The 13,237-nt window shown below is 73.9% G+C and carries 4 protein-coding genes; all 4 read right to left on the reverse strand.

All coding sequences use genetic code 11. The features are described 5' to 3' along the window. A partial coding sequence (locus AC51EU_RS19335) for a non-ribosomal peptide synthetase (protein WP_496268251.1) occupies nucleotides 1-3,755 on the reverse strand: 3,755 nt, incomplete at its 3' end. 123 nt (nucleotides 3,756-3,878) lie between these two features. Further along, nucleotides 3,879-9,521: a type I polyketide synthase gene (locus tag AC51EU_RS19340; RefSeq protein WP_496268252.1), complete on the reverse strand. Its 5,643-nt coding sequence runs from the start codon at nucleotides 9,519-9,521 to the stop codon at nucleotides 3,879-3,881. Between the two features lie 6 nt (nucleotides 9,522-9,527). After that, nucleotides 9,528-12,866: an amino acid adenylation domain-containing protein gene (locus AC51EU_RS19345; protein WP_496268253.1), complete on the reverse strand. Its 3,339-nt coding sequence runs from the start codon at nucleotides 12,864-12,866 to the stop codon at nucleotides 9,528-9,530. Beyond that, a partial coding sequence (locus AC51EU_RS19350) for an acyl carrier protein (protein ID WP_496268254.1) occupies nucleotides 12,863-13,237 on the reverse strand: 375 nt, incomplete at its 5' end. The genes AC51EU_RS19350 and AC51EU_RS19345, both read right to left, overlap by 4 nt.

Genomic DNA, 13,237 nt, shown 5'->3' on the forward strand with positions numbered 1-13,237 from the left:
GCGTCGGCGAAGGCGCGGGTGCGGGCGTTGGGGATGTCGCGGAGGGCGAGGACGGCGGGGCGTTCCCGGGTGAGCCGGTCGTGGAGGCCCTCGGGGGTCAGTTCCTCCTCGTGCCAGTCGTGCCAGACGTCGTCGGTGGTGGTCGCGTCGGGGCGGCCCGTGGTGAGGCGGACGTCGTAGCGGAACCGGTTGAGTTCGTTGCCGGCGCGGCCGGGCTTGGGCTCCAGCCGGACGCCGGTGATCTGGGGGAAGCGGGCGGGCAGGGCGTGGAACAGCCGGGGGTCGATGACGAGTTCCTCGTCGTCCTCGGCGGCCCGGCGGGCGCGGTCGAGGACCTGCTGCGCGGGCTGGTCGGGGTCGGCCGTGGCGAGCTGTACGGAGGTGTGGAAGGTCTCCAGCAGCGGCAGGCTGCGTACGTCGCCGAGGAAGAGGGAGCCGCCGGGGGCGAGGCGGGGCAGCGCGCCCTCGATGACGCGCAGGAGGTACTGCTCGTCGGAGAAGTACTGGACGACGGAGTTGAGGACGATGACGTCGAACAGCTGGTCGGGGAGCCGGTCGAGGGCGTCGGCGGCGCACTGGTGGAACTGGACGCGGTCGGGGTCGGTGCCGGCCTTGCGTGTCTGGTGGTGCAGCCGTCCGAGGGCGACGCCGGAGATGTCGGTGCCCCAGTAGGTGCGGCAGTGGGGGGCGACGGCGTGGAAGATCAGGCCGGTGCCGCAGCCGATCTCCAGGACGGTCCCGGGGTTGTTCTCCAGGATGCGGGCGGCGGTGGCGTCGACCCATTCGCGCATCTCGGGGGCGGGGATGGGGGCGCCGGTGTAGCTGCTGTTCCAGCCGCGGATGTCGAAGGCCGGGTCGACGTCGCCGGCCTCCTCGTCGTACGCCTCGTCCCAGATCTTGCGCCACTGGTCGACCTGTTCGGGCCAGTCGTCGTTCTCCGCGCGGGCGGCGGCGCTCTCGTCGGGCACGACGTAGGCGACGAGCTGCGCGTCGCCGGGGGCGACCTCGCGGACGGCGACGACGGCCTGCCCGACCTCGGGGCGGCGGGCGAGGACGGACTCGATCTCGCCGAGTTCGATGCGGTAGCCGCGCAGTTTGACCTGGTGGTCGAGGCGGCCGAGGAAGGTGATGGTGCCGTCGCCGGTGCGGCGGACGAGGTCGCCGGTGCGGTAGAGGCGGGCGCCGGACTCCGGCGCGAAGGGGTCGGGGACGAAGCGTTCCTCGGTCAGTTCGGGCCGGCCGAGGTAGCCGCGGGCGAGGCCGGAGCCGCCGATGTACAGCTCGCCGGGGACGCCGAGCGGGGCCAGGCGGCCCTCGTCGTCGAGGACGTGCAGGGCGGTGTTGGCGACGGGGGCGCCCAGGGCGACGGGGCCTTCGCCGACCTCGCCGACGGCGGACCAGATGGTGGTCTCGGTGGGCCCGTACATGTTCCACAGGGTGACGCCGGTGGCCAGGAGGCGCTGGGCGAGTTCGTCGGGCAGTGCCTCTCCCCCGGCGAGGACGCGCAGCCCCGGGCGGCCGGGCCAGCCGGCGTCCAGGAGCATCCGCCAGGTGGAGGGGGTGGCCTGCATGACGGTGGCGCCGCAGGTGTCCAGCAGGTGCGCCAGGCGTTCGCCGTCGGCGGCGACGTCGCGGGGGGCGACGACGACGCGGGCGCCCTCCATGAGGGGCAGCAGCAGCTCCAGCATGGAGATGTCGAAGGAGAGGGTGGTGACGGCGAGGAGGGTGTCGTCGCCGGTGACGCCGGGGCGTTCGCCGAGGCTGCGCAGGAAGTTGTCCAGGGCGCGGTGCGGGATCTGCACGCCCTTGGGGCGGCCGGTGGAGCCGGAGGTGTAGATGACGTAGGCGAGGTCGTCGGGTCCGGCGGTGTTCTGGGGCGCCGTGGTGTCCTCGGTGGCCAGGTCGTCGGCGAGTTCGTCGAGGCAGAGGGTGGTGGCCGTGACGTCGGTGAGGCCGTCGAGGACCGTGCGGTGGGTGAGGAGGACGGGCAGCGCGGAGTCGGCGAGCATGTAGGCGATGCGGTCCGGCGGGAAGCCCGGGTCCAGGGGGACGTACGCGCCGCCGGCCTTCAGCACGGCCAGCATCGCGACGATCATGTCGGTGGAGCGGTCGATGCAGATGCCGACGAGGGTGCCGGGGCCGGCGCCGTGCCGCCGGAGCCGGTGGGCGAGCTGGTTGGCGCGCCGGTCGAGGGCGGCGTAGCCGAGGGCGTCGTCGCCGCAGCGGACCGCCTCGGCCCGTGGGGTGCGGGCGGCCTGCCGGGCGAACCGCTCGTGGGTGAGGGCGTCGTCGGGCCAGGCGCGGTCGGCGGCGGAGCCCAGGGCGAGCAGGTCGCGTTCCTCGTCGGCGGTGAGCAGCGGTACCTCGGCGAGGCGGCGGCCGGGGTCGGCGACGAGGTGGCGCACCAGGGTGCGCAGCTGGCCGGCCATGCGCGCGACGGTCGCGGCGTCGAAGAGGTCGCTGTTGTACTCGAACCAGCCGCTGAGTCCTTCGGGGCGGTCGAAGACCTGGAGTTCGAGGTCGAAGCGGGCGGTGGAGCTCTCCGTCTCCAGGGGCTCCAGGCGCAGTCCGGCCGCGTCGAACTCGGGCATGGCGATGTTCTGGAAGATGAACGAGACCTGGAAGACGGGGGTGCGCGAGAGGTCGCGCTGGGGATGCAGCACCTCCACCAGGCGCTCGAAGGGGAGTTCCTGGTGGGCGAAGCCGCCGAGGCAGGTGGTGCGGACCTGGGCGAGGAGTTCGCGGAAGGTGGCGTCGCCGGACACCTGGGCGCGCAGGGCCAGGGTGTTGACGAAGTAGCCGATGAGGTTCTCGATCTCGCGGCGGCCGCGGTTGGCGACGGGCACGCCGACGACGATGTCCTCCTGGCGGCTGTAGCGGTGCAGCAGTACCTGGAAGGCGGCGAGCAGCGTCATGAAGGGGGTGGCGCCCTCCTTGCGGCTCAGCTCCCGCACGCCGTCCATGACGTCGTCGGGCAGGGCGAAGGGGACGGAGCCGCCGCGGGTGGACTGCACGGCCGGGCGGGGCCGGTCGGTGGGCAGTTCGAGTGCGGCGGGGGCGCCGGTGAGGGCGTCCTTCCAGTACTCCAGGTCGCCGGCGAGGGCGTCGCTCTCCAGGCGTTCGCGCTGCCAGGCGGCGTAGTCCGCGTACTGGATCGGGAGTTCGGGCAGGGCCGCCCGGCCGCCGGTCCGGTCGGCGGCGTAGAGGGCGACGAGTTCCCGCAGCAGGACGGAGGTGGACCACAGGTCGCCGGCGATGTGGTGGACGGTGAAGAGGAGGACGTGCTCGTCGGGGCCCAGGCGGAGGAAGGTGTTGCGCAGCAGGGGGCCGCGGCGCAGGTCGAAGGGGCGGGTGAACTCCTCGCGGGCGAGGGCGCGGATGCCCTCCTCCTTGCCGGGTCCTTCGAGGTGGGCGCAGTCGACGACGGCGAACTCCGGTTCCATGCCCTCGTTGACGACCTGTACGGGCTGGCCGTCGGCCTCGCGGAAGGTGGTGCGCAGGGCCTCGTGGCGCCGGGCGATCTCGTTGACGGCGCGCCGCCATGCCTCGGTGTCCAGCGGGCCGAGGACGCGGATGGCGCCGGGCACGTTGTACGCGGAGCTCTCGGGGGTCAGCTGGTCGAGGAACCACAGTCGCTGCTGCTGGAAGGACGCGGGGAACTGGTTGCGCCGCCGCTTCTTGCGCTCGCGCAGCCGCTCGGCGAGCAGGGCGCGCTTTTCGGCGGCCGAGAGGCCCGCCGGGTTCGTGGTGCTCATGTGACGCGTCATCCTTCGTGTGGTGTCGCCGGTGGGCCGTCGTTGCCGTACCGGTGCGCGAGGGGTGTCAGGAGGGCGGTGGGGCGCCGCGGCCCGCCCGGGGGCGGACCGCGGCGGGCGGGCTCACATGTCGTCGTCCGCGGTGTCGGCGAGCAGTTCCCGCAGCTGGGCCTCGACCTCTTCGTCGGACAGCTCGTCGAGCCCGTCCAGGAGGTCGTCCTCCTCGGTGCGGCCGCGGGCCCGGATGGCGTCCGCCGGGGCGGCGCCGCCGTCCCCCGCGAGCAGGGTGAGGGTGTGGGCGACCGTGGGGTCCTCGAAGAAGTCCCGCAGGTCGATCTCGGTCCCGAAGCGGCTCTGGATCTTGGTGCCGATCTGGACCGCGGCGAGCGAGTGTCCGCCGAGGGCGAAGAAGTCGTCGTGTACGCCGACCTCCTCGATGCCCAGCACCTCCTGCCAGATCGCGGCGACGGCCTTCTCGTCCTCGGTCGACGGCGCGGTGTACGGGGTCGCGAGGTCCGGGCGGGGGTGGGAGGCGGTGGCCGGGGCGAGCTGCCCGGCCTCCTCGGCGAGCAGCGCCGGGGTGATGCTCGCGGCCAGGCGGCGCGCGGCCGTGAAGTCCTTGGCCGCGACGACGATCTGCTCGGGCAGGGGGTCGGCCGCCAGGAGGCGGGCGAAGGCGCCTTGGCCGTCCTTCTCGCTCATGCCCTCGCTCAGCAGGTGCAGGACGCCCTTGTTCTCCTCGCCCGCGCCGTCGTCGTCCGATCCGGCCTCGGCCTCCCGTACGGCCTGGTCGATCTGCTCCAGCAACGCGTCGATGTCGTTGATGCGCTTGACGGTGAAGTCGGTGATCTGCACCAGCAGCCGGCCGTCGGGGTCGAGGATATCGATGCCGCAGGTGAGGGTCTCGCCCGACAGGTCCTCGGAGGTGATCTCGACGCTGCACTCGATGGTGCGGGTCAGCCCGTGCGCGATCCGCAGGCTCCGGTAGGTCAGCGGCAGGTAGTACAGGTGCTCGGCGTGCATGCGGAACACGCCGCCCGCCATGTCCAGGAGCGCCGGGTGCAGCGGCAGTTCCTCCAGGTCGGCGGCGAACTCCTCGTCGAGGGCGAGGGTGGCGAGCATCCGCCGCTCCCCGGTCCTAATGGTGCGCAGGCACTGCCACCGGGGGCCGAAGAAGAACTCCAGCGGCCCGCCGGCGTCCTTGGCGAACGCGTCGACGCGCATCCGGCGCCTGATGTCCTCCTCGGTGTCCAGCACCTCGGTGACCTCGCACGCGGCGAGGACCTGGCCGAGGTCGCGGACCTCGTCGCCGTCACTCTCGCGGAAGGCCGCGCAGCCGGTGGCGTGGTCGCGCCAAGGGGCCGAGGCGCCGGCGCGGCTGCGGACGGTGAAGCGGAGTTCCCCGTCGTGCTCCTCGATGGTGGTGTAGACGGTCCTGGTGCGGCCGTCGGGGACGATGACGGGCATCATGAACAGCACGTCGCGCAGTTCGATGTCCCGTCCGGCGGCCTGCTCGGCGAGCGCGCCGCGGACCAGTTCGAGGTAGGCGGTGCCGGGGACGAGTCCGTGGCCCATCAGCCGGTGGTCGTCGACGATCCAGGAGTCGGCGGTGCTGAAGGTGGTGGCGTACGTCCGGGTGGTCCCGGTGGTCTCCACCAGCCGCAGCAGCGGGTGGCCGGTCGGTTCCCCGGCCTGCTCGCCGGTGCCGCGGCCGAGGCCGGCGGCCATGCCGACGCCGCTCCAGGTGTCCCAGGCGACGGAGACGACGGGCGCCCCGTCCTGACGGCGCTTCCACTGGGCGAACGCGTCGAGGAAGGCGTTGGCCGCGCCGTAGTCGCTCTGTCCGGGGCCGCCGAGGACGGCGGTGACGGAGGAGCACAGCAGGAGGAAGTCGAGGGCCGCGGTGTCGCAGACCCGGTCGAGGACGAGGGTGCCGCGGGTCTTGGCGGCGAGCACCCGGTCGGCGTCCTCCCTCGTCTTGTTCCTGATCATGCCGGTGGAGGGGGCCCCGGCGGCGTGGACGACGCCGTTGAGCGGCCCGGCGAGCGCGGTCAGCTCCGCCACCCGGGCGGCGGTCTGCTCCTCGTCCGTCACATCGGCCGCCAGGACGACGACGCGGGCACCGGCCTCCTCCAGCGCGGTCAGCGCGCGCAGGCGGGCGCTGACGGGGTCGTCGGCGGGGTGGCCGTCGAGCCAGCGCCGCCACTCCTCGCGGTCCGGGAGGGACGAGCGGCCCAGCAGGCCGAGGACGGGGCCCTGCACGCTGGCCGCGATGTGGGCGGCCAGGGCCAGGCCGACACCGCCGAGGCCACCGGTGATCAGGTAGACGCCGCCGTCGCGCAGCGGCGCCGCCTGGGCCGGGGCCGCGTCGAGGGGGACGGCGTCGTAGTCACGGACCCACCAGTGGCGTCCGCGCAGCGCGAGGTCGCGGTCCTCGGTGGTGCGCCGCAGCAGCCCGCCGAGGGCGCGCAGGGCGGCGGCGTGGGGGGCGTGCGGGTCGGTACCGGTGATGTCGAGGGTGCGGCAGGTGACGTCGGCGAGCTCCTGCGGGATCACCGTGCTCACGCCGGTCAGGAGCGCGTTCTCCGGCCGGATCTCCTCGTCCCCGGTGACGGCGTGGACGCCGCGGCAGACCACGTCGACGGCGGCCGGGACGGGCAGACGGGCGTCGTCGATGCCCTGGGCCAGGGCGAGGAGGCTGTCGAAGCCGGTGCGCCGGGCCGCGTCGAGCCGGGCCGCGTCCAGGGCCCCGGACTCTTCGCCGTCGAGGCCGAAGAGGTGGACGAAGCGGACGGCCGGGTGCGCCTCGGTGTCCAGGCCGGTGACGAGGGAGGCGAAGTGCTCCCGGTCGGCGGGGTCGAGCGACCAGGCCGCCGTGCCGTGGCGGGCGAACTCCTCGCCGGCCGCGGCCCGGACGACGCTCGCGCCCGCCGCCTCCAGGTCCCCGGCCAGTCCGTCGGCGAGCGCGCCGCCGCCGAGGAGGACCCACAGTGCCCCGTCGGCCGGCTCCTGGGGCGTGGTGAGCGCGGGCAGGCGCCGCCAGCCGGGGGTGTGGAAGCGGACACCGCCGCCCGCCGCCCCGGTCCCGGGCCGGACACCGCCGGGGGTGTCCTCGGCGTCCACCCAGTAGCGCTCCCGCTGGAAGGCGTAGGCGGGCAGGCGCAGGACGCGGCGCCGCGCGCCGTCGTGGAAGGCGTCCCAGTCGACGGGGGCACCGGCGCTCCACAGCGCGCCGAGGGCCGCCATCAGGCAGGACCGGTCGTCGCGCTTGTCGCGGGGGTGGCGCAGGGTGGACACGACGGTGCGGCCGTCGCGCCAGGCGCGGTGGCGGCGCATGAAGGTGCCGAGGGTGTCGCCGGGGCCGACCTCGACGGCGACCAGCTCCGGGTCGTCGAGCAGCCGGGTGACGGCGTCGTCGAAGCGCACCGTGCCGCGCAGATGACGCCCCCAGTACGCGGGGCTGGTGGCCTCCTCGTCGGTGATCCAGGTGCCCGTGACGTTGGAGAGGAAGGGGATGGACGGCGGGCGCAGCCGCACGCCGGTGACCTCGGCGACCAGGGGGGCGACGGCGTCGTCCATGTCGGCGGAGTGGAAGGCGTGCGAGGTGTGCAGCCTGCGGCAGGAGACGCCGTCGTCCTTGAGGCGCCGCTCCAGCGCGTCGATCTCGTCCTCGGGGCCGGAGACCACGGTCAGGCCGGTGGAGTTGACGGCGGCCAGGCTCAGGCCGCCGGTCAGACGGGCGGCGGCCTCCTCCTCGGAGAGGAAGACGGTGAGCATGGCGCCGGGCCGCATCGCCTGGACGAGCCGTCCCCGGGCCGCGACCACGCGCACGGCGTCCTCCAGGGAGAACACCCCGGCGAGGGTGGCGGCGACGTACTCGCCGATGCTGTGGCCCACCATCGCCCGCGGCGTCACGCCCCAGGACATCCACAGCCGGGCGAGGGCGTACTCGACGAGGAAGAGGACCGGCTGGGTGACGGCGGTCTGCTCCAGCCCGGCGGCGGCCTCCTCGGCCCGGTCCTCGTCGGCGAACAGCAGGGCGCGGGGGTCCTCGTCGAGGTGGCGGGCGAACAGCTCGGCGCAGCGGTCGAGTTCGCGGGCGAAGACCGGCTCGCTGGTGTAGAGGCCCCGGGCCATGCCGACGTACTGGGCGCCCTGTCCGGGGAAGAGGAACGCGACGGGGGCGCCCTTCTCCGGGGCCGCGACGGCGTCGGCGGTGCCCGTGGCGCGCAGCGCGGTGACGGCTCCGGCGGTGTCGGAGGCGGCCACGGCGGTGCGGCGGCCGAAGGCGCGGCGGTGGCGGGCCAGGGTCCAGGAGAGGTCGCCGAGGTCGGTGTCGGGGTGCCGCTCCAGGTGGTCGGCGAGGCGCCGGGTCTGTGCGACGAGTGCCTCGGGCGTCGCCGCGGACAGCGGCAGCGGCAGCACGTCCCGGGAGGGGTCGGTGGGCCGGGGGGCGGGGGCCTCCTCCAGCACCAGGTGCACATTGGTGCCGCCGATGCCGAACGAGCTGACGCCGGCCCGGCGGGGCTCCGCGCTCCGGGGCCAGGGCCGCAGGGTGTCGTTGACGTAGAACGGGCTCTTGTCGAGGGCGAGTTCGGGGTTGGGCTCGGTGAAGTGCAAGGAGGCGGGGATGGCCTCGTTCTTGAGCATCAGGACGGTCTTGACCAGCGCGGTGACGCCCGCGGCCGCGTCGAGGTGGCCGACGTTGCTCTTGACGGAGCCGATGGCGCAGTAGCCGGTCCGGTCGGTGTGCTCCCGGAAGGCGCGGGTGAGGGCGGCGATCTCGATGGGGTCGCCGAGGACGGTGCCGGTGCCGTGGGTCTCCACGTAGCCGATGCTGTCGGGGGACACCCCGGCGACGGCCAGTGCCTCGGAGACGACCTCGGCCTGTCCCTCGACGCTGGGCGCGGTGTAACCGGCCTTGAGGGAGCCGTCGTTGTTGACGGCGGTGCCGCGGATGACGGCGTCGACGGTGTCGCCGGCGTCCAGGGCGTGGTCCAGGCGGCGCAGGACGACGACGCCCGCGCCGCTGCCGGGGACGGTGCCGCCGGCGGACGCGTCGAAGGCGCGGCAGTGGCCGTCCGGGGAGAGGATGCCGCCGCTCTCGTGCAGGTAGCCGTCGCTGAGCGGGGTGGAGACGGCGACGCCGCCGGCCAGCGCGATGTCGCACTCGCCGCCGAGCAGGCTCTGGCAGGCGAGGTGCACGGCGGTCAGCGAGGTGGAGCAGGCCGTCTGGACGGTCATGGCCGGGCCCTTGAGGCCGAGCTTGTAGGCGGCGCGGGTGGCGAGGAAGTCCTTGTCCCCGGCGAGCATGGTCTGGTACATGCCGGCCGCCTCGAACGTCCGGCGGTTCCGCAGCACGTTGAAGATCATGTACGTGTTCATGCCGGTGCCGGCGAACACGCCGATGCGTCCCTCGAAGTCCTGCGGGACGCACCCGGCGTTCTCCAGGGCCTCCCAGGCGGTCTCCAGGAACACCCGGTGCTGGGGGTCCATGATCTCGGCCTCGCGGGGGCTGTAGCCGAAGAAGCCCGCGTCGAAGCGGTCGGCGCCGTCGAGGGCGCCCTTGGCCTTGACGTAGTTCTCCTGCCCGAGGACGGCGGCGTCGGCGCCGGCCGCGAGCAGTTCCTCGTCGGTGAAGCGGGTGATGCCCTCGCGGCCCTCGGCGAGCTGGGTCCAGAAGGCGTCGACGTCGGGGGCCCCGGGGAACCGTCCGGCCATCCCGATGATCGCTATGCGGTCGAGGTCGTCGTGCATCTCGGTCATCTCGTGCTACCTATCGCTGTGGGGACGGGCTCGGCGGTGGGCGGTCTGCTGGCGGCGGCCGCGGGAGCGACGGCGGCTCTCGCCGCGCTCCTGGCCCCGGCGGGTACCGGCCGCTTCCGGGCCGCCGGGCGTGCCGAGGTGCTGCGCCAGTGCGGCCACCGTGGGGTGCTGGAAGAGGTCGACCATGGAGACCTCGTGTCCTCGGGCGGCCAGCTCGGTACGCAGCCGGGCCATCAGCAGCGAGTGGCCGCCTAGGTCGAAGAAGCTGTCGTGCCTGCCGACCCGGTCGGTGCCCAGGACCTCGCGCCACAGGTCGGCGAGGGTGCCCTCCAGGGTGTCCTGGGGTGCCTCGTAGCGGGCCCGCAGTCCGGCGCGTATCCCCTGCGGCGCGGGCAGGGCCTTGCGGTCGGTCTTGCCGGTGGGGCCGAGCGGGAGGGCGGGCAGCACCTCGTAGAGGGCGGGCACCATGTGCTCGGGCAGCCGCTGCTTGAGCGCGGCGCTCAGCTCCTCACCGTCCGGCGTGCTCTCGCCGGCGGCGGTGAGGTAGGCGACGAGGCGGACGTCGCCGGGGGCGTGCTCGTGGGGCACCACGACCGCCTCGCGGACCGCCGGGTGCTCGGCGAGCGCCGCCTCGATCTCGCCCAGTTCGATGCGGAAGCCCCGCAGTTTGACCTGGTGGTCGAGGCGCCCGAGGAATTCGATGGCGCCGTCGGGGCGGTGGCGGGCGAGGTCGCCCGTCTTGTAGAGGCGGGCGCCGGGGTCGTCGGAGAACGGGTCGCGGACGAAGCGTTCGGCGGTCAGGTCGGGCCGGCCCAGATAGCCGCGGGCGAGGTTGCGTCCGCCGATGTGGAGTTCGCCCGGTGCGCCCGGCGGTACGGGGGCGAGGTGGCGGTCGAGGATGTACAGGCGGGTGTTGGCGATGGGGTGCCCGATGGGCACGGGGCGCGGTTCGTCCTCGGGGCGGCAGTGCCAGCTGGTGACGTCGATGGCGGCCTCGGTGGGGCCGTAGAGGTTGTGGAGTCCGGCGTCGGAGCGGGCGAGGAAGCGGTCCTGGAGGTCGCGCGGCAGCGCCTCTCCGCTGCACATCACCCGGCGCAGGGAGGTGCAGCTCTCGATGTCCTCCGTCAGGAAGATCTGGAGCATCGAGGGGACGAAGTGGACGGTGGTGATGTGCTCGCGCCGTACGGTCTCGGCGAGGTAGCCGCTGTCCTTGTGCCCGCCGGGGCGGGCGAGGACGAGGGTGGCGCCGGTCATCAGGGGCCAGAAGAACTCCCAGACCGACACGTCGAAGGAGAACGGCGTCTTCTGCAGCACCCGGTCGGTGGCGTCCAGGCGGTAGGCGTCCTGCATCCACAGCAGGCGGTTGCGGATCGCGGCGTGGACGTTCATCACGCCCTTGGGTGTTCCGGTCGAGCCGGAGGTGTAGATGATGTACGCCAGGTCCTCGCCGTCCACCGCGACACCGGGCGAGGTGGCCGGTTCGGCGCTCAGCTCACCGGTCATCTCCTCGACGCACAGCACCTCGGCGGTCACCGGCGGCAGCTGCTCCACGACGCGGCGCTGGGTGAGCAGGACCGGCACCTTCGCGTCGGCGAGCATGAACTCCAGGCGCGCCCGGGGGTAGCCGGGGTCCAGGGGGACGTACGCGCCGCCCGCCTTGAGCACGGCGAGGAGGGAGACGACCAGTTCCGGGGAGCGTTCCATGGCGACGCCGACCGGTACGTCCCGGCCGACGCCGAGGCGGACGAGGCGGTGGGCGAGCCGGTTGGCGCGGGCGTCGAGTTCGGCGTAGGTCAGGCTCTCGCCCTCGAAGCGGACGGCCTCGGCGCCGGGCGCCGTCCGGGCCCGCTCCTCGAAGCACTCGTGCACCAGCCCGTCGGACGCGGGCCACTGCCGGTCGGTGGCGTTGCGGCCGACGAGGAGGGCGCGGCGCTCGTCGGCGTCGAGCAGTCCGAGGCGGCCGACGGGCTCCTCCGGGTGGGCGACGGCCTGCTCGGCCAGCCGCCGGAAGTGCCGCGCCATCCGGGCGACGGTGCTCTCGTCGAACAGGTCACGGTCGTACTCGAACCAGCCGTACAGCGCGCCCCCGGCGTCGAACGCCTGGAGTTCCAGGTCGAAGCGGGCCCCTTCGCTCTTGACCAGCATCCGGCGCAGCCGGGCGCCGCCGAGGGCGACGGGCGGCACCGGCTCGCGGCCGTAGGAGAAGCTGACCTGGTGGACCGGGGGCCGGCTGAGGTCGCGGGCGGTGTTGAGGTCCGCGACGAGGGTGTCGAACGGGACGTCCTGGTGGGCGTAGGCCCCCAGGCAGGCGTTCTGGACCCGCTTGAGGAGCTGGACGAAGTCGGGGTCGCCGCTGACGTCGGCACGGATCGGCAGGGTGTTGACGAAGTACCCGATGAGGGGTTCGACCTCCGGCCGGCCGCGCATCGCGGTGGGCATGCCGACGATCACGTCGTCCTGGTCGCTGTAGCGGTGCAGCAGCACGGTGAGGACGGCGAGCAGCGCCATGTAGGCGGTGGCGCCGTGCCGGTTGGCGAGGGCGGTCAGCTCCCGCATCACCGGTTCGGGCAGTTCGACGGGGCAGGAGGCGCCGTTGAAGCCCTGGACCGCGGGGCGCGGCCGGTCGGTGGGCAGCTCCAGGGCGGCCGGGGCGCCCGCCAGGTTCTCCCGCCAGTACGCGAGGTCCGCGTCCCAGCGGCCCTTGTCCCGCTGCCGGCGCTGCCAGGCGGCGAAGTCACCGTAGTGGACGGGCAGGTCGGGCAGCGGCGAGGGGCGGCCGTCGGCGAACGCCTCGTAGACCTCGGAGAGCTCGCTCAGCAGGATGCCGACGGACCAGCGGTCGGAGACGAGGTGGTGCAGGGCGAGGACCAGGACGGACGCGTCGTCGGCGAGGCGCACCAGCCGGGTGCGGATCAGCGGTCCGGTCGCGAGGTCGAAGCGGTCCTCCAGGGCCTCGGCTGCGATGTGCCGCTCCAGTTCCTCCTCGGTGAGCGACCGGCCGCGCAGGTCGGTCTCGGGGAGTTCCAGGGTCATCCGGGGCCGGACGATCTGGACGGGTTCGCCGTCGCGGAGTTCGAAGGTGGTGCGCAGGGACTCGTGGCGCCGCACGATCTCGTTGAGGGCGTCGCGCAGGACGCCGGCGGACACCTCTCCGTCGATGCGGACCGCGCCGGGCACGACATAGGCCGGGTTGTCGGGGCGGAGCTGTTCCAGGAACCACATGCCCTGCTGGAGCGGGGAGATGGGCAGGACGCGGCCGCCCTGCTCCCGCTCGCGCAGCATTTTCTCGAACAGCGCCCGCTTCTCCGGCGGGAGCGCCGCGAGGCGTTCGGCGATGCCGCTCAACGCCGCTCCTCTCCGCCCGCTGCCGCGGGTCCCTCGGGCATCTTGTCGATCTCGTCCAGCAGCTGTGCGGCGATGTCCTCGAACCCTTCGGTGGCGGGGACCAGCGCGTCGTCGGCGTCGTCCGCTCCCCCGCCGTCCGTCTCCTTGGCACGGAGCCGGTCGGTGACGAGTTGGGCGACGCTGCGGACGGTGGCGCCGCGCAGGAAGTCGGCGACGGCCATGGAGACCTCCAGCCGGCTCTGGATCTCGTTCCTCAGCTCGACGGCCATCAGGGAGTCCAGGCCCAGCCCGGACAGCGGCTGGTCGGCGTCGGCCACCGGCGACTTGGCGCCGAGGGCGGCCTGGACGCTCTCCATCAGCCGCGGGGTGAG

It is taken from the genome of Candidatus Streptomyces philanthi (assembly GCF_059553635.1).

What these genes read in the sequence shown, in the direction of transcription:
- AC51EU_RS19340 (WP_496268252.1), bottom strand. Translation starts at nt 9,521, where the DNA reads ATGACCGAGATGCACGACGACCTCGACCGCATAGCGATCATCGGGATG.